This window comes from Streptococcus equinus ATCC 9812 (assembly GCF_000187265.1).
Taxonomy (GTDB): domain Bacteria; phylum Bacillota; class Bacilli; order Lactobacillales; family Streptococcaceae; genus Streptococcus; species Streptococcus equinus.
This window is the reverse complement of the sequence record NZ_GL698429.1, coordinates 432,500-457,795: the sequence shown is the minus strand read 5'-3', so window position 1 is coordinate 457,795 and position 25,296 is coordinate 432,500. Positions and strand designations below refer to the sequence as shown.

The 25,296-nt window shown below is 34.7% G+C and carries 21 protein-coding genes and 5 pseudogenes; 10 read left to right on the top strand and 16 right to left on the bottom strand.

From position 1 onward, the window contains the following. Positions 1-127: 127 nt before the first annotated feature. The 8 genes and pseudogenes from HMPREF0819_RS02160 (at position 128) to HMPREF0819_RS02120 (ending at position 8,764) form a co-directional block, all read left to right on the top strand. Positions 128-777: pseudogene (locus HMPREF0819_RS02160) on the top strand (SatD family protein). A 14-nt stretch (positions 778-791) separates the two neighbouring features. After that, positions 792-1,514, top strand: a pseudogene (locus tag HMPREF0819_RS02155) (DUF3307 domain-containing protein). 185 nt (positions 1,515-1,699) lie between these two features. Continuing rightward, positions 1,700-3,037: a methylenetetrahydrofolate--tRNA-(uracil(54)-C(5))-methyltransferase (FADH(2)-oxidizing) TrmFO gene (gene trmFO / locus HMPREF0819_RS02150; RefSeq protein WP_004231656.1), complete on the top strand. Its 1,338-nt coding sequence runs from the start codon at positions 1,700-1,702 to the stop codon at positions 3,035-3,037. Positions 3,038-3,064: 27 nt separating this feature from the next. Then, positions 3,065-3,889, top strand: coding sequence for a TIM barrel protein (locus tag HMPREF0819_RS02145; protein WP_004231655.1), 825 nt, complete (start codon positions 3,065-3,067; stop codon positions 3,887-3,889). A gap of 432 nt (positions 3,890-4,321) precedes the next feature. After that, positions 4,322-5,074, top strand: coding sequence for an ABC transporter ATP-binding protein (locus HMPREF0819_RS02135; protein WP_004231653.1), 753 nt, complete (start codon positions 4,322-4,324; stop codon positions 5,072-5,074). 1 nt (position 5,075) lies between these two features. After that, positions 5,076-7,061 carry an FtsX-like permease family protein gene (locus HMPREF0819_RS02130; protein WP_044023272.1) on the top strand — a complete coding sequence of 662 codons (1,986 nt, stop codon included), beginning with the start codon at positions 5,076-5,078 and terminating at the stop codon, positions 7,059-7,061. A gap of 99 nt (positions 7,062-7,160) precedes the next feature. Further along, a complete protein-coding gene (locus tag HMPREF0819_RS02125) occupies positions 7,161-7,823 on the top strand; it encodes a DNA-binding response regulator (RefSeq protein WP_004231649.1) in 663 nt (220 codons plus the stop codon). Next, positions 7,820-8,764, top strand: coding sequence for a sensor histidine kinase (locus tag HMPREF0819_RS02120; protein WP_004231647.1), 945 nt, complete (start codon positions 7,820-7,822; stop codon positions 8,762-8,764). Before HMPREF0819_RS02125 ends, HMPREF0819_RS02120 begins: the two co-directional genes overlap by 4 nt. Before the next feature lie 161 nt (positions 8,765-8,925). Here HMPREF0819_RS02120 and xerS read toward each other — a convergent pair whose 3' ends face one another. The 3 genes from xerS to HMPREF0819_RS08890 all read right to left on the bottom strand — a co-directional run bounded on the left by xerS (position 8,926) and on the right by HMPREF0819_RS08890 (position 11,025). Continuing rightward, positions 8,926-9,996: a tyrosine recombinase XerS gene (xerS, locus tag HMPREF0819_RS02115; protein ID WP_004231646.1), complete on the bottom strand. Its 1,071-nt coding sequence runs from the start codon at positions 9,994-9,996 to the stop codon at positions 8,926-8,928. A 704-nt stretch (positions 9,997-10,700) separates the two neighbouring features. Continuing rightward, positions 10,701-10,829 (bottom strand): hypothetical protein, encoded by a 129-nt coding sequence (locus HMPREF0819_RS09445; RefSeq protein ID WP_004231643.1) that lies wholly within the window; start codon positions 10,827-10,829, stop codon positions 10,701-10,703. 22 nt (positions 10,830-10,851) lie between these two features. Then, positions 10,852-11,025, bottom strand: coding sequence for a hypothetical protein (locus tag HMPREF0819_RS08890; RefSeq protein ID WP_004231642.1), 174 nt, complete (start codon positions 11,023-11,025; stop codon positions 10,852-10,854). A 351-nt stretch (positions 11,026-11,376) separates the two neighbouring features. Between HMPREF0819_RS08890 and HMPREF0819_RS09245 the strand changes: the two genes are divergently transcribed. Both HMPREF0819_RS09245 and HMPREF0819_RS02105 read left to right on the top strand, forming a co-directional pair. Continuing rightward, the gene (locus HMPREF0819_RS09245; protein WP_237393040.1) at positions 11,377-11,514 is read left to right on the top strand and encodes a helix-turn-helix domain-containing protein; all 138 of its coding nucleotides are present in this window, start codon (positions 11,377-11,379) and stop codon (positions 11,512-11,514) included. A gap of 303 nt (positions 11,515-11,817) precedes the next feature. Beyond that, on the top strand, positions 11,818-12,504 hold the full coding sequence (locus HMPREF0819_RS02105; RefSeq protein ID WP_237393039.1) for a beta/alpha barrel domain-containing protein: 687 nt from the start codon (positions 11,818-11,820) through the stop codon (positions 12,502-12,504). 103 nt (positions 12,505-12,607) lie between these two features. Here the strand turns inward: HMPREF0819_RS02105 and HMPREF0819_RS02100 are convergent, their stop codons facing one another. The 13 genes and pseudogenes from HMPREF0819_RS02100 to HMPREF0819_RS02040 form a co-directional block, all read right to left on the bottom strand. Continuing rightward, positions 12,608-13,444, bottom strand: a complete 837-nt coding sequence (locus tag HMPREF0819_RS02100; protein WP_004231637.1) for a VanW family protein — start codon at positions 13,442-13,444, stop codon at positions 12,608-12,610. A 4-nt stretch (positions 13,445-13,448) separates the two neighbouring features. Then, positions 13,449-13,991 carry a YqeG family HAD IIIA-type phosphatase gene (locus HMPREF0819_RS02095; protein WP_004231635.1) on the bottom strand — a complete coding sequence of 181 codons (543 nt, stop codon included), beginning with the start codon at positions 13,989-13,991 and terminating at the stop codon, positions 13,449-13,451. Positions 13,992-14,242: 251 nt separating this feature from the next. Further along, positions 14,243-14,464 (bottom strand): annotated as a pseudogene (locus tag HMPREF0819_RS09545) (DUF3307 domain-containing protein); the annotation flags it as partial. Between the two features lie 123 nt (positions 14,465-14,587). Beyond that, positions 14,588-14,731, bottom strand: a pseudogene (locus HMPREF0819_RS09540) (DUF3307 domain-containing protein); the annotation flags it as partial. A 9-nt stretch (positions 14,732-14,740) separates the two neighbouring features. Continuing rightward, the gene (gene ffh, locus HMPREF0819_RS02085) at positions 14,741-16,306 is read right to left on the bottom strand and encodes a signal recognition particle protein (protein ID WP_004231630.1); all 1,566 of its coding nucleotides are present in this window, start codon (positions 16,304-16,306) and stop codon (positions 14,741-14,743) included. Positions 16,307-16,352: 46 nt separating this feature from the next. Then, positions 16,353-16,685, bottom strand: coding sequence for a putative DNA-binding protein (locus HMPREF0819_RS02080; RefSeq protein WP_004231629.1), 333 nt, complete (start codon positions 16,683-16,685; stop codon positions 16,353-16,355). A 300-nt stretch (positions 16,686-16,985) separates the two neighbouring features. Further along, positions 16,986-17,684: a GntR family transcriptional regulator gene (locus tag HMPREF0819_RS02075; RefSeq protein WP_004231627.1), complete on the bottom strand. Its 699-nt coding sequence runs from the start codon at positions 17,682-17,684 to the stop codon at positions 16,986-16,988. Positions 17,685-17,922: 238 nt separating this feature from the next. Beyond that, positions 17,923-19,125: a GIY-YIG nuclease family protein gene (locus HMPREF0819_RS02070; RefSeq protein WP_004231625.1), complete on the bottom strand. Its 1,203-nt coding sequence runs from the start codon at positions 19,123-19,125 to the stop codon at positions 17,923-17,925. Continuing rightward, positions 19,106-21,073 (bottom strand): DEAD/DEAH box helicase, encoded by a 1,968-nt coding sequence (locus tag HMPREF0819_RS02065; protein WP_004231623.1) that lies wholly within the window; start codon positions 21,071-21,073, stop codon positions 19,106-19,108. Before HMPREF0819_RS02065 ends, HMPREF0819_RS02070 begins: the two co-directional genes overlap by 20 nt. Further along, positions 21,066-23,743: pseudogene (locus HMPREF0819_RS02060) on the bottom strand (DNA methyltransferase). Before HMPREF0819_RS02060 ends, HMPREF0819_RS02065 begins: the two are co-directional and overlap by 8 nt. A gap of 377 nt (positions 23,744-24,120) precedes the next feature. Beyond that, a complete protein-coding gene (locus tag HMPREF0819_RS08535; protein ID WP_004231619.1) occupies positions 24,121-24,348 on the bottom strand; it encodes a hypothetical protein in 228 nt (75 codons plus the stop codon). Positions 24,349-24,555: 207 nt separating this feature from the next. Next, positions 24,556-24,900 carry an AbiH family protein gene (locus HMPREF0819_RS02045; protein ID WP_004231613.1) on the bottom strand — a complete coding sequence of 115 codons (345 nt, stop codon included), beginning with the start codon at positions 24,898-24,900 and terminating at the stop codon, positions 24,556-24,558. A 33-nt stretch (positions 24,901-24,933) separates the two neighbouring features. After that, entirely contained in the window at positions 24,934-25,296 is a 363-nt protein-coding gene (locus HMPREF0819_RS02040; RefSeq protein WP_004231612.1) for a hypothetical protein, read from the bottom strand.

The window sequence follows — 25,296 nt, the reverse complement described above, 5'->3', positions numbered from 1 at the left end:
TGCAATTCCTTTTGCAAGGTTTTTCTATGCATTTTTGTTGTCATTATAATGCACTTTTTGAAAAATTTCCGTTATAACAGACTTTTTTGATAAGTCTATTATAATAGACCTATAAGAGAGGTGCCCTATGAATTATTTTGCAGTAATTGGCGATATTATTGATTCAAAAAAATTAATAACTGCTATCAAGTTCAAAAAACGTTAGAAACTTGCTTAAATGATTTAAATAATGAATATCAAGCCGTTTTAGTATCCAAATTCTCTATTACACTTGGTGATGAATTTCAAGGATTACTTAGCCTTGATGCTCCACTATTTCAAATCATTGACCGTATTAATCTAGCTATGCAGCCTTATCAAGTGCGTTTTGGAATTGGTTTAGGAAAAATTTTAACAGACATCAACCCAGAACTAAGTATTGGTGCCGATGGTCCAGCTTACTGGCATGCTAGAAAAGCAATTAATTATATTCACCAAAAAAATGACTACGGTAACACACAAATCGCTGTTTATTCTGACAACGAAGAGAAAATTAGTATCATCAACACCTTAATTGCAAGCAGCGAAGCTATCAAATCTGACTGGCGATCAAGTCAGGAAATGGTTTTAAAAGAACTTCTAAGTATGGGAATATATGATGAGCACTTTGACCAAAAACAATTAGCAAAACGTCTAGAATTATCAACTAGCGCTCTTTCAAAACGCTTAAAAAGCAGCAACATCAAAATATACTTATGTGCTCGAAATACTGCACTACAGGCACTAAAACACATCTGAGAGGAGCTAGATTAATGCCAATTACAGGACTTTCACACTATTTAATCCAAAATCCTACACTGACTTTACTATTGATTTGTCACTTTTTATCGGATTTTCAACTTCAAAATCAAACTGTCGCAGACCGTAAAAATACGGGTAGGAAATATCTAATGATTCACTTATTTGGCGTTGCGTTCCCGCTAATTCTTGTGACTTGTTTTTTTACCAAACCTCTGGATGATTAGCTTGATTATTCTCTTTAGTCATGCTCTTATTGATTTTGGCAAATCTTATATCTCTAACTGGTTACGCTTAAGCAATATGGTAACTTTTCTTTTGGACCAGATGCTTCATATAGCAATTATTCTTTTTCTAGTGAAAAATAACCCTGTGGTAAATCTCATAGCGAGTGAACAAATAGGACAGATGCTCAATATGATTTTGTTTCTTGTATTGATTACAAAACCTACTAATGTCTTTTTTAAGATTTTCTTCCAAAAATATCAGCCAAAAGACAATCAAAAAATGGATACTATTCCAGGAGCAGGAGCTACTATCGGACTATTAGAACGAATTGTAATGAGTATTTGTATCATTTTTAATCAATTCGCCTCAATAGGCTTAGTTTTTACAGCAAAATCTATTGTACGTTATAACAAAATTTCAGAAAGTCCAACATTTGCAGAATATTATTTGATTGGATTACTATTTAGTATTTTAAGTGTTTTGCTGGCTACTTGATTTGTTTGTTTTAGCCTTTTTTACATAACTTTAATTATGTTTTACATTTTAAATATTTGTTTGTATTTCAATGATTTTATGTTATGATAGTCAAGTATTAAAAATAGAAAGATTCAGATATGGGAAATCCCCGTGTCTGGAAGCGATGTTAGATTGGCTTAGTTAGCCATTTTGGCGTCGTTTTGGAGGTATTAGTATATTGTCTCAATCATCATACATTAACGTTATTGGAGCTGGTTTAGCTGGTTCTGAAGCCGCTTATCAGATCGCTAAGCGTGGTATTCCAGTTAAACTTTACGAAATGCGTGGCGTTAAACCAACTCCTCAGCATAAAACTGATAAATTCGCTGAACTTGTCTGCTCAAATTCACTTCGTGGTGACAGTTTAACAAATGCTGTTGGTCTTTTGAAAGAAGAAATGCGTCGCTTGGATTCTGTTATCATGAAAGCTGCTGAAAGCACCCGTGTGCCTGCTGGTGGTGCTCTTGCTGTCGACCGTGACGGATTTTCACAAATGGTAACTGATGAAGTTACAAACCACCCACTTATCGAAGTTATCCGTGAAGAAATCACTGAAATCCCCGACGATGCTATCACAGTCATCGCCAGTGGTCCACTTACTTCAGATGCCTTGGCTGCAAAAATCCACGAATTAAACGGCGGCGATGGCTTCTATTTCTACGATGCGGCAGCACCAATTGTTGATAAAAGTTCTATCGACATGGATAAAGTTTACCTTAAATCACGTTATGACAAAGGGGAAGCTGCTTACCTTAACTGCCCAATGACAAAAGAAGAATTCATGGCTTTCCACGAAGCTCTTGTCAATGCTGAAGAAGCTCCGCTAAATTCATTTGAAAAAGAAAAATACTTCGAAGGTTGTATGCCAATTGAAGTGATGGCTAAACGCGGCATCAAAACAATGCTTTATGGCCCTATGAAACCAGTTGGGCTCGAATATCCAGATGACTACAAAGGTCCACGTGACGGTGAATTTAAAACACCATATGCCGTTGTTCAACTACGCCAAGATAACGCTGCTGGTAGCCTATTTAATATCGTTGGTTTCCAAACACACCTCAAATGGGGTGAACAAAAACGTGTTTTCCGCATGATTCCAGGTCTAGAAAATGCTGAATTTGTTCGTTACGGCGTTATGCACCGTAACTCATACATGGATTCTCCAAATCTTTTGACAGAAACATTTGCTACACGTCAAAATCCAAATCTTTTCTTCGCTGGACAAATGACAGGTGTTGAAGGTTATGTAGAATCTGCTGCCTCAGGTCTTGTAGCTGGTATCAATGCTGTGCGTCGTTTCAAGGGTGAAGAACCAGTTATCTTCCCTCAAACAACAGCTATCGGTGCATTGCCTCACTACATCACTCATGCTGAAAGCAAACATTTCCAACCAATGAACGTTAACTTTGGAATCGTTAAAGAGCTTGAAGGACCACGTATCCGTGATAAAAAAGAACGTTACGAAAAAGTTGCTGAACGTGCTTTGAAAGACTTAGAAGAATACCTTAACGTTTAAACCTAGTAATCAAAGAGGAGGTGCACAATGTTTCCAATTCAATTGGGACTAAAAGCAAGTTGCAATCCAGAGCAAATGATGACACGTTTGAAATATCAGCCAGATGTTTTTGAATTTTTCACAAGTGAAAATGATTTTACGCCTGAAGGGCTTAAACAACTTGAAAATGCTGTTCAAACCGTAAGAAAGTCTGGTGTTAAAACCATCGTACTTCATCATCCTATGAAATATCATGGACGCTTTTTAGAACTTGTCGCACACCCTTCAAATAACACTGAATTAGTTGATTTTATTGATTTTTCAACAGAAAAATTGTTAGAAATCGCTGAAAAATATGATTGTAAAGTTTTAATTCATGGTTCATACGAACTTCGAGAAAAAGATTTGTTAGAACCGTTTAAAAGCATTGAAAAAGCAAGAGAGTACTTATTTTCTCGCATGGATTATCTTTGCAAGATTGGGCATGGTCGTATTATTTTTGAAAATGGTATTTCAATACTATATTCATATGGTAATCCAGAATTAGACCAAATTATTGCTAAAAAGGGCTATCAACTTGCTTATGATATTTCTCATGCCTTTATCTTTCTTCGTGGTGACAACAAAGCCCTGCAAGAATCTCTAAAAGTCTTGAAAAATAACATTGTTCATTATCATTTAGTAGATTCATTTGGAAAAACACATGACAGCTTGACGCTCGGGCATGGAAAAGTTGATTGGGCGAAAGCTCTGCCATTCTTTAATGAAAAGGCAAGTAGCATATATGAAATTAATCTAAAAGATCTGACAAACCCAGTTGAGCAACTAGAAAGTCACGACTACCTCAAAAAAATCGCTAGTCAGCTACAATGACAAGTCCAGGACTATTAAAGTCTTGGACTTTTTCTTACATTTTTGTAAGTTTTCTCCCTGAAAGTGTAAGAATAAGAGCCTTTGTTTTCGATAAAATAAAGATGTCAAGAAGGAAGGAGTAGCAGTATGGCTGATAGTATCAAAAAACACATCATTTTATGGAATACTTTTATTGTTTGGCTTATGTTGCTCTTTTTGGGTTCCATCATTTATATCATTTTCTATGCACTTAGCATTAAAAGGTAGAAGAAGGAGATTATTATGATTGAATGCTATAGTTTAATAACAATTCTATCAATCATCGTAGGAGGACTAGCTAGCTTAGCACTTTGGTACTGGAGTGGTAGAAGACCACCAAAAAAAGACTTGAAAAATAAAAGCAGAAGTAGAGTTACTAAAACAAAAAAGATATAATGAAACAAAGGAGAAATTATGTTACTAGAAATCAATCACTTAGAGAAAGTTTTTCGCACGCGCTTTTCAAAAGAAGCGACGCGCGCACTGCAAGACGTTGATTTTAAGGTTGATGAAAAAGAATTCATCGCAATCATGGGAGAATCCGGATCAGGTAAAACAACCTTACTAAATATTTTGGCAACACTTGAAAAGCCAACAAACGGATCAGTTTTCCTAAATGGTCAAGAAATTACAAAAATAAAAGAAAGTAACTTAGCCGACTTTCGCTTAAAAAACTTAGGATTTGTTTTCCAAGATTTTAATTTGCTGGATACATTATCTGTTAAGGATAATATCTTTTTACCTTTAGTACTTGGGCGTGTTAACTATCAAGAAATGGAAAAACGCATTGCAGTACTCGCTCCTAAATTACACATAGAAGAGCTGCTTGAAAAACGTCCATTTGAACTATCTGGTGGTCAAAAACAACGTGTTGCTATTGCTCGTAGTTTGATAGCCAATGCGCAACTTCTTTTAGCTGATGAACCAACAGCAGCGCTAGATTACAAAAATTCAGAAGATATTCTAAATCTTTTTGAAGAAATCAATAACGATGGACAAGCACTTCTTATGGTAACTCACTCAGCAAATGCAGCAAGTCATGCCAAACGTGTGTTGTTCATCAAAGACGGTCGTATTTTCCACCAAATTTACCGTGGAAATAAAACCAATCAAGAATTCAGTAAAGACATTTCACTTGCGATGGCAGCCCTTCTAGGAGGTGAGTAAGATGTTCTATGCTAAATTAGCTTGGTCAAACCTTAAAAAATCATTTAACATCTTTGCCCCATTCTTACTAGCAAGTATTGTACTATTTATTCTAGATTGTTCTACACTATTGATTCTTTACAGTCCAATCTCTGATGACATGCAGTATAGCAATTCCGTTCTTGGTCTTGCAATTATTGTCCTAATGATTTTCACAATCATCATGGAAGTTTATAGTTACAATTTCTTGCTGAAGCAGAGAAGTAAAGAATTTGGTCTATATAACATCTTAGGGATGAATCATAAGCAGGTTAACTTAGTATCAACGATTGAATTAATTCTGTCATTTGTTGCTATTATCATACTAGGTAGTGTGCTGTCCGCAATCTTTTCTCAGCTTTTCTACCTCATCTTTGTCAACCTGTTACATTATGATAAGCTCATTTTGTCTTTATCACCTGTAGCATTTATCCTAAATATCGTTGCATTTGCGGTAATTTTTGTACTGCTAGAAATCGTAAACCTCATCACCATTCATCGTTCATCACCTCTTAGTTTGTTTAAACGCCAAGAAAAAGGTGAAAAAGAACCTCGAGGCAATATCATTTTTGCATTACTCAGCCTTATTTGCCTCGGTTCTGGTTATTATCTATCAGTAACTTCTGAAAAAATAGCTGCGCTAGTAGTCGTATATCGTTTCTTTATCGCAGTAGTTTTAGTCATTATTGGTACCTATCTCTTTTACATTAGTTTTATGGCATGGTACCTAAAACATCGTCGCAAAAATAAAAAATATTTTTACACGCCTGAACATTTTGTAACAACTTCACAAATGATTTTCAGAATGAAACAAAATGCAGTTGGTCTTGCTAATATCACGTTACTTGCCATCATGTCTTTTGTAGCGATTGCGACAACAACGTCATTGTACGTCAGTGGACAAAATCAACTTGATACCTTGTTCCCTGAACAAACACAGATTACGTTGACTAATTACATTAACTCAAATGACGATTCAAAAACACTCACTGAGGGCGATTTCACTGATATTCTCAAAAGACAAGTTAGTGATAAACTCGGAAAATCAAATGATGATTTTCTAACTTATCAATCCGATTTGGCAGCTTTCTCTGTTCCGACAGGAAAGTCAATGAAACTTACAGATAATGATGTTAAACACCCTAATGTCAATGCATTTGGATCTGTTTATATGACAACACAAGATGATTTCAGAGCGCTAGGGAATAATACTCCGATACTAAAAGACGGTCAAATCGCTTTTTACAAACAAAAAGGAGATAGTCAGCTTGAGGAATTAACTCTATTTGATAAGACATTTAAAAATGTTAAAAACTTCAAGTCAGCAACATTCCCAGAATTCGGAAATTCTTATAATCCATGTGTCATCATCTTTAGTAGTGATTCAGAATTAACAGAAGTTGAGAACCTTTTTGAGGCGCATCGTATGCCAATGCAAGAGAACTTGATTGCCTATGGTGATTTGACAAAAAATGAAGTTAACCAAATCTCTAAAGATATGGTATTGCCTGACGATGACGTTCATCAAGAAGTTCAAGGTATTATTGAAACAAAAGAAAACTTCAGAAATGAAATGTATGCTATTACTGGAGGCTTCCTCTTTACAGGCTTCCTACTTGGGCTTAGTTTCTTACTTGGTGCAGCCCTAATCATCTACTATAAACAATTAACAGAAGGAATCGAAGATAAAAAATCATACAAGATTTTACAAGAAGTCGGTATGAGTAAAGAAGCTGTGAAAAAAGCTATCAATTCACAAACCTTACTTGTTTTCTTCATGCCACTTGGAATTGCAATTGTGCACTTTATCTTTGCGTTAACAATGTTAAAACAAATGCTCTTACTCTTTGGTGTAACTGGCTCAAGTATGATTATTGTGAGTGGTATTACAATACTAGGCCTCATTATCGTTTACTTCTTAATCTATAAATTTACTAGTCGAACATACTACAAAGCAATCGAGCGCTAATCATAAAACTACTCTTTTAAATAAAAACTCCAAAAAATTTTGATGAGAAAGTTCAGCTGAAAATGGTCGTAATGACCATTTTTTGCTACAATTGAAAATATGAAACAAGGAAAAATTTATATTGTCGAAGACGATCAAACCATTGTAACTTTGCTAAAGCGGCACTTGGCTAAATCCTATGACGTTTTTAGTGTCAACAATTTTCGTGCTATTAAGCAAGAGGTTGAAGAAATAAAACCAGATCTTATTTTGATGGATATTACACTGCCTTACTTTAATGGCTTTTACTGGACGACCGAAATCCGTAAAACCATGACTTTACCTCTTATTTTTATCTCTTCAAGCGATGATGAGATGGATACTGTCATGGCACTTAACATGGGAGGAGATGACTTTATCTCTAAACCATTCTCTCTAACTATTTTGGATGCCAAGATTTCAGCATTTTTGCGTAGAGCATACCAGTTCACTTCTGATAACTATCAACTTGATGAGTTTTCACTGTCACGTGATGGTATTTTGTCAAATGGAAGCGAGCAAATTAATCTTTCTCCAACAGAAAATAAAATCCTAAGTATCTTGTTTGAACGTCAAAATCAAGTCGTCCCAAAAGAAGAATTGCTAGAAAAACTGTGGGAGAACGAAAGTTTTATCGACCAAAATACTTTGAGTGTGAATATGACACGCCTACGTAAAAAAGTGCAGCCAATTGGCTTTGATCGCATCCATACCGTGAGAGGAGTAGGGTACCTTCTAAAATGATTCAAAAATATTTTAAAGAATATAGTATTTGGTATTTGACTTATGCTATATTAGCAAGTCTTTTTCTAATAACATTTTTCCTATTTCATTTGCCACTTGCATATTTCGAAGTCAGTTTTAGCTTTAATATTACAATACTAATTTTCATCAGTATACGACAATACTGTAAATTTAAGAAAAAACAAGTGATTTTACAACAATTTATTTATGCAAAAGAATTAGATGACTTTAACTTGCCATCTGAAGAAGCATTTAAAAACATTATTTTTAAGCAAAAAGAAGAACAGGCTACTGAAGTTTTAAATCTTAAAACACAAATCGAAAACATCCAAAATCTGATTAAAATGTGGTCACATCAGATGAAGGTTCCTTTGTCAGCATTATCTCTTATGGCTCAAACAAATCAACTCCAAGAAAAAGAGGTTGAACAACAACTAAATCGACTCCAGAATTATTTAGACACTTTGTTAAACTATTTGAAGTTTAATCAGAATAAAGATGATTTCCGTTTTGAAAAAATTTCAGTTAAAGATTGTGTAACTGAAATTGTAAAAAAATACCGTGTTTCTTGCCTACTAAAGCATCTTTCAGTAGAAGTTAATGGTGATTGGCAACTTAACTCAGATCGTAAATGGATAAATTTTGCTCTGACACAGCTTATTGATAATGCCATTAAGTATTCAAAAGATGGCGGAAAGATTTCTATTCAAATAACTAAAGGTTGTATTGAAATATCAGACAATGGTATTGGCATACTAGAAGAAGATCTGCCACGAATTTTTGAAGAAGGCTTTACTGGTTTTAATGGTCACGAACATCAAAAAGCAACTGGTCTTGGTCTTTACATGACAAAACAAGTCTTAGATAGTCTTAATTTAAATATTTCTATCAAAAGTCAAATCGAGCAAGGAACTCAAGTTTTCATTACACCTCAAAAATAAAAGCAAGACTATTTTGTCTTGCTTTTATTTTTATCAAAATGTTTAGGGGGAAAGTAATTTTAAAAGGTGACAATAAAATACATATTTTTATTTATGTAAACCATGGATTCTAGTTTTATTTTCTGTAAAAACACCTGGTCTTTGATTGACCAGGTTTAATATTATAATTTGTCCAAAGCATTTTTCTGCTCATCATTGACAATATGGGTATATAAGTCGGTAACTTGAGTAGTTGCATGTCCCAATTGGTGGCTGACGAGTACTTGTGATTTAGTAGCCCCATATAATCTTGTTGCCAAAGTGTGACGTAGCTTGTGGGGTGTCACTCGAACTTTAAAGTCTTGTGAGTATTTAGCTACTAATTTTTCAATACTTGATGCATCAATACGATTTGGAACACCACGGTATTCTGTTAAAAATAGTGCTTGATCTTGTTTTTCTGCTTTATAACGAGGTGCACGAATTTTTAAATATTCTTCGAGATATGGTTTAGCAAAAGCAGCAACGTTAACAGAGTCTCGTTTTCCACCTTTACGAGTGACTTCAATAACCATCATATTGAGGTTTAAATCTTTTAAATCAAGATTAACTGCTTCAGAAAGACGGACACCAGAAGCAAGAAGAAGAGCAATAATAGCTAAATCTCGCTCCTTATTTTTCTGGAAGGAGGAGAGGGCACGGTGAGAGAGCTTATTCTGATATTCTTTGTCAATATACTCGATAAACGCTATCGTCTCATCTCCCAAAAATAGCTTTCCTTTGATGTTTTCAGCACGAGCAGCTAAAGTTTCTTTCTTCTTCTTAGTTGCAATCTTTTTCATGACATTTCGATAGAAGTAGGGGTCACCATTTTCATCCTCGACCTCTTCTGTTAGATATTTAAAAAGGCTTGAAAGCGCTGATAACGTCCGATTGATTGTGGTCTGTGAGACCCCTTGCTTGGTTGAATAGGTATTTAGCGAAGGTCGTTCACGCAAATAGAGAACGAAGGATTCCATATCTTTTTTAGACAAATGCTCTAAAGTCGTTAACTCAACATCAGCAATTTTTTTAGCATTTGAAATTCCTGATTCAAGAATCCATTCAAAAAATCGTCTGTATTCCTTAAGATATTCGTACAAGGTTGTAAAACTATATGGCACAGATAGTTTTGATTGGTAATAGTCAAGGACATACCAGGGCATTATTTTTTTTAATTCATCAATTTTTTCAAGTAATTTTTCACGTTTCATCTAAAAATCTCCACAGATATCTTTATAATAGTAGTTTATCATAGACTGATTTGTTTTTCAAGAAAATTACAGTTTTTCGGAAAGATGTAATGAGAAATTTTAGAAACAAGTACTTTATATTGGTTTTTTTATATTTGTCTTGAATACTTGATTTTATGCTTTTTTCACTGATTAGATTTTTTAGTGACTACTTGTTCTTCAATTCCCTTATTTAAAAAAATCTTTTTTCGAAAAAAGATTTTTCTTTTTTAAGTGATAAATCAATTACACAGGAAAATCTCAATCTGAATTTTGATATTCATCATTTTTTACATAAATCCCTATTTTTATCTTCTTTTAGGTGATTTTCAATAAATTTTCATTATTATTTACTAATAAATAGACTTTTTGATTACTTTTTTAGGAAAACTGTCATATTGTTATCTAAAAACACCTTCTATTTTATCCTTTTTGTGTTTTTTAGCCAGTGTAAACGGATACAAATATACAAACTCCACATTTTCAAATGCGGAGTTCTTTTTTATTAGACAAATTCGATGATTTTGCCTTTACAATTCTTGATTAACTCGTAATCATGAGTAACTATAATTATTATTTTTTTGTTTTGTACCATTTGCTGTAAAATATCAATCATGTTAATCATTTATCCTCAACACAAGCCACTTTTAGGTTCATCTAAGATAATGATTGGTTTATCAGATACTTTAGCCATGGACAAAAGCAAACGCTGTTTTTTCACCACCTGATAAAGTAAAAATATCACGGTCAAGCAAACTTTTTCCATCATAAGTCATATCACCAGATAACTTAGCTGTTTGAAAATAAAGAATCACTCCATTAATAACCTTTAAAAGACTACTTTTCCCGCAACCTGAACTGCCCTGTTAAAACAGAAATTTCTCCTGGTTTAAAACTGAGATTGATATCTTCTAAAATGGAATTATCATAAGTAAGTGAAAAAGTTTGAATTTTAGCATCATTTAACTCCAAATCATCAAAACTAGGATAACCAACATAAACAGCATCCAAAAATAGTCAAGTCAACTCAAACGAGGTCTTGAAATACTAGACCTTGCTTGACCAATAGCTATTCCTCTGGTCATCGCTGAAATAGACATGTTATCTGCTGTTCGGGACAAACACATCAAGAGGGGAACAAACCGGTATTCTATCATGCGTAAAGGATGATGAAAAAATGATTGGTCACTAAACCTTGTAAATACATAGCTTCTTTGATCTGCTGATAATCTTCTTTTAGCGTATAAAAAAATCGAAACATGACTGACAAAGGTATGATTAAACTATCAAGAAATTTCATTTTCTTTAAAGATGCTACTAAATCACCCATAGCTCAAAACTGCCTTTAAAACCAAATACCATATGACAATAACCGAATATATCCAACAACGTCGTATGGCACTAGCAGAGCAGCTCTTAATGACAACTCAACTTGAAATCAAAGAGGTGGTTATCGCCGTTGGCTACACTTCACATAGCCGATTTTCAAGCTTATTTTAAAAGTATGTTGGCGTTTACCCACACGATATTAAAAAACAACCTAAAAATAAAGAAAAAGGCCCATATCACAACTGCCTCAATAAACTCTGTGACGTAAAGAAAGCCACCGAAAATGGCTCTATAATTCCTGTAGTGGGTAATTCCACTTTGGAGATTAGTAGAAAATTTATTAATCCTTAACCCAAGTTTCTCCTGATTGTAAATAAATTCTACCCATTATTTTAATTTGAAAATTGTCAGGAAATTTCCAAGAGTTATATTGATAGAAATATTACATAGTATTATAATTGATTATGATTTATTTTGAAAGGGTTTGTATTTATTGTGGAACATTCTGAATTAATTGTTATGCTGACACATAACGACCTAACGATCTTAAATGCTGCAGAGATTTTTGATCAATGTAAAAACTCAAAAGCTCAATATTGGGGGTTTAAAGAGGAGCCACTTCCCTTAGAGGAAATGAAAAAGCTATTTAGCTACATGAAAGCTTGTGGTAAAACTACGTTTTTAGAGGTTGTCGCCTACAGTGAGGAGGAAGGCTTAGAGGGTGCAAAATTAGCGCATGAATGTTGCTGTGATATTTTGATGGGTACTATTTTCAGCGACAAAATAAACATATTTTGCCAGGAAAATAAGATGAAGTATATGCCATTTTTAGGTAAGATTACAGGACGTCCATCTGTTTTGGAAGGTTCAATCGATAGTTTCATTGATGAAGCAAATCAGTATTTGGCTAAGGGCGTATTTGGATTTGATTTATTGGGTTATCGCTATACTGGTGATGCAGAATTGCTAAACAAGACTGTTGTAGAATCAGTTGATGCACCAGTTTGTTTGGCTGGTAGCGTCGATAGTTTTGAAAAATTGGACCATATCAAAGAGATTAAACCCTGGGCTTTTACAATCGGGAGTGCCTTCTTTGAGAAGAAATTTGGCGATGATTTTGCTGAGCAAATTGATATCGTCTGTGACTATATGGCCAACTGATTATGTTTTGTTACTGCCGTAAAATGCCTTGAGTTCCCCAAGTTTTAAAAGACAAAAAGAAGACCTAATACCTTGAATTCTAGGTATTAGGTCTTCTTTTGAATTATGATCGAATCATTTCTGCAGGGATAAGTTTTGGATCAAACATAATTTGTGATTTATTATCCCAAATTAATTCTTTAGCAGTTACTTCTTCAGATTTTTTATCGATAGTTTGACGATAAATTTGTGAGCGACGATAATATTTATCGTTTTTGCGAATAACATGATGATCTTCTTCTAACAGTTCGTAACGGTTATCAAACGGTTTCTCGCTACGTAATTCTGCTTCTAGTGTCTCACCTTGGACAGACATACAGATCTGAATTGTTTGGTCAGTTGAGTTTTTGAATCGGTAATCAACATAATTATAAGCAACTGATGTCCCATTAGCAAATGGGACACGATGATCAAAGTCTGCAGCTAAGGCATCTGAGTGTGTATTTAGTTCTGTAATTTCAAGAGGGCTATGTAAAATCAGTAAATTGAGCGTATTTGCTAAGTTACAAAGTCCCCCACCTGTTTCAGCTTCTACACTATCGCCAATGATGACACGACCATCCATATAGCCTTTTTTCTCATTGATCTTGCCGACAAGATGCCAAAAAGAGAACTCCTCTCCAGGTTCCATAATAATTTTATCCATGGTTCGTGAAGCAATATCGATATTATGGGCTTTATTATATTGTAGTTCTGGGTCAATACCAGGTCCTTTTTTGATAAGGTTGGATTGGTGAACTGAGACAACATTGGGGAGTAATTGATCAGATTTTGTTGTGGCAAAAACTTTCTTTTCCCTAGCATTCTTGAGGTGGCGTTTTAAGATTTCCTTATATACCGAAATTTTATACGTCGTTGGGCTTATTTCACTAAACAATAAATCTTTATTCCAAAATACCATATTTTTAATGCTCCCTTACCTTGGTGATAGTGCCTAAGCGATTATAGTAACGCTTGCTCTTAACATATACTTTAAGAAAAAGCGATTCTAGCTTGCGCTTTTTTCCGATATTGATTTCGTGAGGGTGTCGCAAAAATTTCACTAGGATGCTTGCTATACCAACACGATTAGCTCCTAAGACATCCGTAAAAATTTGATCACCGATAAAGATAATGCATTCCTTAGGCAAGCTAAGTTGTTTAATAGCGCTTAGGTACTGGTCAGGTCTGGGCTTGTCTGCCAGTCCGATAAATCCAGTATCATTGATATTGGTCAAAAATGCTTCAATCCGCTCTGGACTATTATTTGATAAGATGAAGGTCTTAAAGCCAATAATCTGGAGTGTTTTGAATAGGGCTTCTACCTCTGGTGTTGCTTCTTCACCATGTTGAACGAGTGTTTGATCAATATCGAAGATGATTGCCCTAAAGCCTTTATCGTATAATTTCTGATAATCGATCACAAAGACATCTTCAACATAATTGTAAGGAAATAATGCTTTCAGCATTTGGATAAATTCTTTCTAAATAGGAATATTACTCTAATAGTCTATCAGATAATATTAGAATTGTCTATATTATTTAGATGCCGTTTAAAGTAAAGAAAAGGATGTTTACCATCCATTTGTTATGCTTAGGATTCCGTTTTCTCGATTTTTAGATAAACCGATTCAGAAAGAATAGCCACTATTATTGGGAGCTTGTATAAATATGAAAAACGAGGTTGGAATATCTTTAAAGACCGACCTCATTTTGAATATTAAAAGATTAATAATGCGTAGGTTACCAAGACACTGATCATGCTAAATAAGGATCCGATGAGGTAATATTCTGCAAAGCCTTGATTTTTGGAAATCATATCGTAACGGGCAATGGATTTTGCGGTAAAAACGAGAGCTATAGCCGCATACTGCCCGAGAATGAGAAAGATTCCGATGATGAGCCTTTCTAAATTTCCCACCATGGCGCCAGCACCTGAGATGCTGCTGGTATCTTCAAGCTCTACTTGGTAGCATTCAAAATAGAGCTTGAAAATGATATTGATAGGCTTTGTAATGATTAAGAAAAATAATGCCAGAATAAGCCAATTGGGATTGAGGATCAGCTGGGTTTGCTGAGGTGAGATAGCTAGATAGATTCCGATAATGGCTAGGTAATGACAGAATTGATCGACCGTAAAGAGGTAAGCTGGCCACCTACCGTTTGTGAATTTGGGGGCTAAGAAAAATTTAGCATAGTCGATTAGCATATGAAGTTCTTACTTCTTCCCGCGTTTTTTCTTAGCTTTTTTCATTTTGTTGGCTTGGCGTTTCATGACTTGCTTCATGGCAAAGGAACCGACTTTTCCTTTGAGGCCGCCACCCATCATTTGGCTAAGGTCCATATCTCCACCAAGAGCTGAAAGGTCTGGCATACCATTTTCGCCCATCATGCCTTCAAGTGATGACATATCCATGCCATTTGGCATGTTTTTAGGAAGGTTATTTGGGTTGATACCCATTTTCTTCATCATTTTTTCCATGTCACCAGACATGACACCTTGCATCATTTGTTTTGCTTGGTTGAAATCTTTGATGAATTTGTTGACATCGACAAAGCTGTTACCTGAACCAGCTGCAATACGACGACGGCGGCTAGGTGTTAGCAAATCAGGATTTTCACGTTCTTCAGGTGTCATTGATGAGACGATTGCACGTTTACGAGCGACAGCTTTTTCATCGACTTTGAAGTTTTTAAGTGCAGGGTTATTAGCCATACCAGGAATCATCTTAAGAAGATCTTCCATTGGACCCATATTTTGCACTTGGTCAAGTTGTTCGATGAAATCGTTAAAGTCAAAGGTGTTTTCACGCATTTTTTCAGCGAGTTCCATTGAACGTTTTTCATCGTATTCTTGACTTGCTTTTTCAATCAATGTGAGCAAATCACCCATGCCGAGGATACGGCTTGACATACGGTCTGGGTGGAAGGTTTCGATATCAGTGATTTTTTCACCAGTACCAGTGAATTTGATTGGTTTACCAGTGATTTCGCGGATAGAAAGCGCCGCACCACCACGTGTATCACCATCAATCTTAGTCAAGACAATCCCTGTGATATCCAATTGTTTGTTGAATTCGTCAGCGACATTGGCAGCTTCTTGACCAATCATACTATCAACAACCAAAAGAATTTCATTTGGTTTAGCGAGAGCTTTAACATCACGAAGTTCTTGCATCAAAGCTTCATCGATTTGCAGACGACCAGCTGTATCGATGATAACGTAGTCATTGTGGTTTTCTTTGGCTTGTGCAAGACCGTGTGTTACGATTTCAACGGCTGAGTGGTCAGTTCCCATATCAAAGACTGGAACGTTGATTTGGCTACCAAGAGTCTTCAATTGGTCGATAGCTGCTGGACGATAGATATCAGCCGCAATCATCATTGGACGAGCTTTTTCTTCTTTAATCAGCTTGTTAGCCAATTTACCAGCAAATGTCGTTTTACCAGCACCTTGAAGACCGACCATCATAATGATTGTAGGAATTTTAGGTGATTTTTCAAGCTCAGCTGTTTCAGAACCAAGGATTTCTGTTAATTCTTCATTAACGATTTTAACGATTTGTTGTGTTGGGTCAAGCGTATCGATGATTTCATGACCAACAGCACGTTCGCGAACGCGTTTGATAAATGTCTTAACGACCGGAAGAGCAACGTCAGCTTCAAGCAAAGCTAAGCGAATCTCTTTGGTTACTTCTTGAACATCTTTTTCAGATAGCTTTTTCTTTCCACGAATATTTTTAAAAACCCCTTGCAGGCGTTCTGTCAAACTTTCAAAAGCCATAATAAATTCTCCTACCTAAATCTATAAATTATCAATTATCAGTAAATTAATCTCGGTTATCAATACTGCTCAAAATGGCAATCTTTTCTTTTAAGAAATCATCTGATGGGTATTTATCCAAAATCTCATCAAAAATCTGACTACGAACAATATAGTCCGAATACATGTGCAGCTTCATCTCATAAGCTTCTAAAATCTTTTCAGTTCGTTTGATATTGTCATAAACTGCCTGACGGCTAACCCCAAATTCCTCAGCAATCTCAGCCAAGCTATAGTCATCCGCATAATACAGTTCAATATAATTCATCTGCTTATCTGTCAAAAGCGCAGCATAAAACTCAAAAAGAGCATTCATACGATTGGTTTTTTCAATTTCCATAGCCTTTATTTTACCATATTTTGCCTAATTTTAATAGTCAGAATTGGTTAATCACACCCAATAAGTCATAAAAGTCGTAAGCGATATCAGTTTAGAAGCAAAAATTAGTGTAACTTTCTCTAAAATGATACAATAAAGCAAGGTTGAGACTGAGTTTAAATCGGTGACGATTTATCCAAAGAGTGCAGTTGTACTAGGTAGAGGTGCTGCCGCCTTGATTTTTTCAAGGAAAATCCCCGAGGGTTCTCAACCTTTTTATATTTGATGACAAAAGAGAGCAAGAAAACTTGCTCTCTTATTTTAATTATTCTCCAAATAAAATTCGAAGCGGTCGCCGACATACTGACTGTGTACGTACTCAAATGGTCTGCCGTCTGTGAAATATGAGACCTGTGTCAAAGCCAGTACGGCATGATTTTTCGGAACCTTAAGGTAGTTAGCCACGCGCTCACTCGCATTTCTGGCATAAATGGTTTGCTGACTCTTACCAATCTCATAACCATTATCCGTCAAAGTCTGGAAGAAATGCTCCGCAATGTCCTCATGCTTAAACTCACGAATCAACTTCTCTGGAATTGACGCTACCTCAAAAACAAGCGGCATGTTATCCGCATAACGCACGCGCTCCATGCGAACCACATAATCGCTAGGTTTCAGTTGCAACTGCTCAATCTCAGTCTCATTGGCAGGCTTACGCTGATAAGAAACCACCTGAGATGACGGGATCTTGCCTTGTGAACGCACAATCTCTGTGAAACTCGTTGTCCCGCGCATCTTCTCTTGCACACGATGGCTAGCCACATAAGTCCCACTACCCACACGGCGCTCAAGAATCCCTTCTTCCACCAAAAGCGTAATCGCCTGACGAAGCGTCATACGACTCACCTCATAATCATCCGCCAAATCACGCTCACTCGGCAAACGCTGACCAATCTTCCAAAAACCATCGTCAATCTTTTTCTTTAACGCATCATGAATTCTAATATACGCTGGAATCATAACCTCTACTCCCGTTCTGTTCTAAATAACTTAGCTCTATTTTAGCATAAAATCAAGGAAGTTTTTAGTCTCGGTATTATTTCTTTTGGAAAATGGCGGGGCTGTAAAGAAGATTATGAAAGAACAATGTTTGTTTGAATTTTTTATGAGTATGAAGAAAATTAGCTAGCGCTGGAAGAATTGGAGAGGGAGATACTAAAAAAGTACTAAACTAGTAATTAGTACTTTCCCTAATAGCCTACTGTTCACTCTGCAATCTAGCAACAATATGGTTTATAATATCTTCTATTTTAGGTAAATCTATCACAAACCATTCTCTTGGAGTAATATTTTTCCCATTAGGCGCCTTAATCTCTACTTCTAAGCGATAGTCAGTTAATGCATGGTGAATAGCAGTTTCTAGAACTTCAGGATTCAAATTAATTATTTGAATCTGTTCAATAAGTTTCACTGGCGCATACAAATAAGTAGATTCATTTTCAGCATTAGCTATCCTTTTCTTGACACTTCCAGCTGTAAAACCGACTTTGTATAAAGATTTAATATTAGAAATTTGTGGATCTTTACTCAACGATTTTAATATATATATATATCCTGTAGGGTAGTCATCAGCAGTCAACTCAATTGTACCAGTTTCAACATCTGTAACCATTTTACCACCACGACCATAAAGTGATGCAGCTAATCCTCGATATAAAACATTACTTTCCGTACCATTTTCATAAACCACATGTACGCGTTTATCGTTGTAAACTCCATTTTTATTATTTTTAGACTCTTCCTCACCAAAGGCGTCTATATATATCAGTTGCCCCTTTAAAACATAATAATGATGTAAAAGTATAGCATAATCTTTAAAAGAAACTAGCTGGCGTTTCCCACTTGCAAGTTCTTTTTGTACTTGCTTAAACTTAGTACTATATTGTCCGAAATCATCCATTTTCTGACGTTGAGCCCGTTTTTCTGGATTATTTTCTTGTTTTCTAGTCACCTTTTCAGTGTTAAAAAGATTTACATTAAAACTATTATTTTCATCTAATCCACTAAACAAGACTGAATCATCGTTCAATATATCATCTAATGAATTAAAACTCTTAGTATTAACATCTTGTTTTACTTCATCTGCCAATTGATCATACACATCAGGACTTTCTTGGACTAACAAACCATAAGTATCAAAGTCTTTTAACTTATCATAACTTCCAATTAACCTATTCAATTTGTTAAATAAGCTTCTTTCTTTTAAATCTACACGACTTTTCTCTGGCTTGCGTCCATTTTCTTTATACCAATTTTCTATTTCTTGTAACTCTCTTACATCAGGATCAATTACCACAGATTTTTTAGTATTTTTTTCAATCGGTTTTAATAATTCTTCTAAATCAGGATCATTAAAAATATCGTCTACAGTTCGATACTCTCTATTTGCCATTTCTTGCATTCCTCCGCATTCTTAAATCACGAAGTTTAGCCAGCGCATAAGCATATTTAACTTCAAGTTCGTCGCTTGATTCCTTACTAGGATAACGTTTATTATCAGCGATAAATCGCTTAATTTGGGGATAAAGAACTGGAAGTTCTTCTACAGAAATATCTGCTTTTTTAGCATCAATTGTCTGTTGAATTAAACGTAAAGTTTTGCTATCGATATTACTTGACATAACCTCATAAGCACGTTGAAATGGATTGATTTGTTCAATTAAATTAATATCTAATTCGTCAACGTTAATAAATTTATCTGCCATTCGCAAAAACTTCTTGTCATCACCCACTTCATTAGTAGTTGACTGTATTTCTGCTTGTTTAAGAGCCATTTCAGCAATTGTATATTGACGAATTTCTTCTAACTCTTCATCAGTCAAATCAGGATTTTGTTCCATAATAACCTTTGGAATTAACACCTTGTTAATAACATCTGAACCTGCTTTAGATGCAATCGCTTCTTGTACCTTAGTATCCTGTAAGATAGCAGCCTTTAAATCAGGCAGATCATTTTCAATGATATCTCTAACACGCTTAGTCGATGGCTCTTTTAATCCTTTAACAACAATAACATCGTTGTCTAAACCACCATCAATATCTATTGAAGAACTACTTCGTGTTGATTTTAACTTCAATTCTGGTGCTAAAACTTGTTCCATCAAAAGAGATGCTGTAATTGCTTTAAGAATTGTATTTACTGCTATCATAACATCATCATTTTTGGCATCTGGTTGTGCAATCAAATTCGTAAATTGTGCATGGCTCTTATTATCACTATCACGAGTTACTCGACCAATAATCTGAACAATTTCAGTCAAAGATCCACGATAGCCGATTGTTAAAGCATACTCTGCCCATGGCCAATCAAAGCCTTCTTTGGCCATTCCTAAGGCAATGATGATATCTAAATCATCTGCTGAACCCATATCACGTAAATAAGCTTGTACTCTATCACGGCCTTCTTCTGTTACTAAATCAGCCACTTTTAAAATTTTGCCATCGCTCTTACGCTTAACGTAATCAATTCCTGTTTCTGGGTCTTTTTCTTGGAACTCCCCAATAGCATCTTGAATGTGACCAACTTCCTCGTATTTATCCTTAGTAGACTCAGCAGAATTAACACTTGGAATATGAATAATTGTTTTCTTATCTGTATCAATAGCCTTTTCCAAAGCATCTAAATAAGTTCCTTGGTAGAACTTATAATCGATACCAAAAGACTTCAAATACTGATAGCCATCTAATTGCTCATAATATGAATAATTAACTTTATTAAATCGACGCTCATCTTCATTCGTTAAAATAGGTTGTGAATCTCCACGGAAATAGGAACCCGTCATTGCTAAAATATGTGCATTAGAATTATGCATAATATTTTTAAGTGCAGTTCCTAAAACTGAATTATCAGCAGCCGATACATGGTGAAATTCATCAATGGCGAGCATTGTATTATCAAACTTAGCATCGTCATCAATTTCTTCGTATGCAAAACGTAAAGTTGCATGAGTACAAATTAATACTTTGGCATCTGGATCATTTAGAAATTCAGCAAAACGCTTAACATTACTACCATTAGAGCCCCCTGAAGTTAAGTCATAATATGGATCAACAATCCAATCTTCATAAAATCCATAAGTCGTTAAATCTGTACTCTTAAAAGACCGACCTATTGAGCGTTCGGGTACAGCAACAATCACTTTTTTTACACCCTGATTAGCCAACTTATCCAAAGCAACAAACATTAAAGCGCGTGACTTACCAGAAGCTGGTGGCGCTTTAACCAAAAGGTATTGAGATTTTCTCTTTTCATAAACACGCGCCTGCATAGCACGCATTCCCAAATCGTTAGTATTAGTACTTTTGCCAGTATGGTGATACGCTACCGACACTACGTTTTTATCATTCATCAAGTTCATTTACCTTCTTACTATACATATCTAGTAATAATGATAATCGTTCATTGTCATCTTTAAAACCACTTGCTTTATATGCTCGATCAATAACAGCATCTAATTCTTGGTGCGCCTTAAGTAAACGTGGATTCATCGGTTTAGGATCCTTTTCTGCAAGTGGTGAACCATATAATTCAGCTAGTGTCCCACCTTCTTCATCACGAATATCTAAAATATTTAACGTTAAATCTTCAATTTCATTTTTACGACGTTGAGATAATTCTGGTACTGGAAAAGTGTTATAGACAATTCCCATAGAATATCTAAATCCCGTTCCTAGCCTTCCGCCTACCGCCCCTAACCAAATCATATGCATCCTAGACTCCAAAAGTCCCAATAACCATAGCGGTGCATCATAAATTGCCATAGCTAGATTTGATATTATAGTATCTGAATCAACTATCCCCATTGGCACATACATTCGTTTTTCTGAACTAACACTTGGAATAATAATAGCATTTTTTTTAAAGGTATTAGTATCTCTAAATTTCCACGGAAATTTAGCAAGTTTTTGCGCACCTTTGTCTTTGCTATTCAACCTATGCTCTTCTGAAATTTCTACTCTTTGTCTAATTAATGGATGCAGAAGCGCTTCTTTAACATATTCATTTTTTTCTTTAAAAGGTAACCAAATACAATATCTATGGGTAGAATTAATTAGCTCTTGTGATCCAACATATTTTTTAAAATACTTTTTCAATCCTTCTTCTTCAAACCGTTTAAGATCTGAACGATCTACAATTAATCCTCCACCATCATTTGGCATATTTCCAAAATGCATCTTTTGTTTTAAAAAAATAGGAGTACTTATATTTTTCACTGTTAAATTAGAAGCATTCGTTAAGTATGGACTAATATTTTCAACAATTCTATAACTATTATTGCTAAATAATTTCTTTTTTTATTAATCGAACTGTGTTTTAATCCAATAATAACTACCACTACACCAGCATTACTTTTTGCATTGTTATTCCACTTAAAGGATCTGTATGCAAAACTAATATCAACTTTATAATTAAAAATTTCTGGCCACAATTTACCGACTTGTTCTCCTTGAGTAATCGAATTTGTGGAAACGAACCCAGATTGTACTTTAGGCGATGAGTTAATAAATCTACTTGCTAATAGAAACCACCCTGAAATATAGTCCAGCATTCTATGGCCTTTTACATTTTTTAATAAGTGCTCAATATCAAGTTTTTGATACTTATTTTGTTTTTTTGATCCCAGATATGGAGGATTACCAAACAAATACACCTCGTCATCTTTTTCATGAGGTAAAACTTCGTTCCAATCAATTTTTAGGGCGTTACCACAAACAATTGCACCCGCTTTCTGCAATGGCAACGTTGGTCGAACTGCATCATGAATTTCTTTATGAAGTTGAACATTCATTTGGTGTTCTGCAATCCATAAAGATAATCGCGTTACATCACATGCAAAGTCTTCGATTTCAATTCCGTAAAATTGACCAAGTGTAACTGATGGAACATACATAGTAGCAATTCCCATACTATTTAATTCTTTCAAAATATCAATTTCTAATTGTCGAAGTTCCTTATAGGTAATGATCAAGAAATTACCTGATCCACACGCCGGATCCATAAATTTGATATTACCAATTCGATTAAGAAGTTTGTTTAGCTTCTCCTCGTCACCTTTAGCTCTTTCAAAATTCTCTCTTAAATCATCTAAAAATAAAGGTTTAATAACCTTCATAATATTAGGAACACTGGTATAATGCATTCCTAAATGACTTCTTTTATCTCCAGTTGCAACTGCTTGAAGCATGGAACCTAAAATATCTGGATTAACTTTTGACCAACCAATTAATTCGCCAGCCTCAATAATCAAATCTCTTGCTTTACTGCTGAAATTTAAATTAACATGTTCTTCTGAAAATAGAGAACCATTTACATATGGAAAATCTTTTAAATAAGCAGGAATCTCTCCAATTCTATCTTTATCATCTAAAAAAGAGAATAATTCAGATATCCGTTCATTCATATCCGAACCGTCTTCCGTAGTAAATTGCTTTAAAAAGTTAGTAAATAAATTAGGTTTAAATATATTCGTATCTTCAGCAAAAAGACAAAATAAAATCCTAATCAAAAAAAGGTTCAAACCATGACGATCAACATTCTCATTGTTTTTTAAAATTTCATCAAACAATTTTGCGAAACGTTCAGCAGCCTTTAAATCAGCAGGATTTTCTTTCTCAAAATCTGCTTTTTCAATTCCGTTCCAAGCTAAGAAAAAATCAAAATACTGAGGAAGTTCTTTAAACTTGATATCTAAAGAGTCACTATTTTGGGTATCTTTAGCCAGTAATTGTTTATAATCTGTAACTATAATATAACGTGGTTTAGATTTAAGCTCACTTATCTTATCTTCTAAATCAGAATAAGCTTGCAAAACTTTTCCATCAGTTTCTTTAAAATATAGCTTATTTTTTAAATGCACCTCGCCTGGTAACTTTGATAAATTATTGCTACCTTTGCGTAGCTTAGTAATTGTTGCTTTTGAGATTTTATCATAAATTGATAGAAAATCATATATAAATTGAGAATAATCACCATTCTCGACAATATCTTTAATCTTATCTTCGTATTCTGTAATTGACATTTACTTGTTTATCCTATCATTAAATAAAATATTTCTGGTTATTGTGTAACCTAGTCTAAGTGTTTGTTCTTAATTATAAAAACAATTTCTTTTAACATATATAAAATAATGCATTAGGTATATTATACCATTTTCTACTACGCACGGAACCGTTATCTTGACCATTCAAATAAAAAATACCCTATCCAGTTTCTTTATAAAACTAGGTAGGGTAGCTTTGATTATTCTTCTTGCATTTTATTATTGTCGTCTTCCAATCCAACTATCTTCAATCTTCCTGTTTGAATTAGTCTTGTTAAAAGATTTCTTCCATGAGCTTTGTTATCTAAAGTCTCACCGTATTATTCTATTAATTTCGTTATATTGCGGTATTGTTCTTACCTTACTTTTTCTACTGTTCGTCCTTCAATTTTTGAATAGTAAAAAATCAATTTGACATCAGAATTATACAAATCATACATGTCAAAAATATACTGAAAATAGCTGTAATCAGCTCTTGCTAAAGAGTGACCATAAAATTTAATAACGTCCATATCTTTAGTGAAAATATTATCGGTTTTATCCCCAAAAGCTTTGTCATTTTCTAATTCAGTATATAATCTCATGGTACGGTAAGATTTAGCCAATATCTTCTGCACTCGAATCTGAAGAGATGTTATCTATTCCAAAAATAATCTTACTTTCATCCGAAGTATGATTCAATGCTCCGTGAACATTACGAAAAGCTACTTGAATGCCAGGATTACCAGAACACGAATTAGTATAATTAAATGAAAAAACACTATAACTCGATGGAAAATCCCCGTCCATAACTATACTTTGCAAGAAATTTTGGGCTTTATTCTTGTAATCTTCGCTAAATGTTCATTAAATAGAATTAAATACCAGATATTAATATCAGAAAAAATTTCATCCATACTCTTCTCTGTGTAACTTACAAAATTATTGTCAATCCTAAATCTCTCAAAAACATCTTTTAATCTTTTTAAAAATTTATCAAAAGCTTGATTTATTGCTTGATTTCTATCATCACTATCAATCGAAAAATGATATTTTTGTGTTAGCACATAGTATAAAAAATCTTTGTAAGAGCTTTTTAAGCCACAATGTAAATCGAATCCATTTCCTAATACAATTAATTGACTTGCTTCTGTCATATCTTTCGTTATTCTTCTCCTTTAGTATAAAATTTAAACCACTCCATCGACTTCGACGCCGATTGCTAGGATGTCCTTGGTTTTGATGAGGTGGTAGTGGGACTTTGTTTTGATGGTGATTTCTTGTGGGGTGATTTCGGTGATTTTGCCCCTGAGTTGTTGGCTGTGGTCTTTGTCTTTTGCGGTTGTAAAAACACCAGTGAGCTGGCTGGTGTAGAGTTGGCTGAGGAGCAGCGCTTTTTGGGCTTTAGTAAGGTTGGTGTGTAGGAGTTCTTTGGTTTTGTCAGCTTTTAGTGAGCTGGTGTGTTCTGATAAGAAAAAGCCCATCCATTTTTCCATGCCTCTGTCGTAGTGCTCCCGCGCCGCTTGAAATGGTAAATAACTGCGGTCAATCAT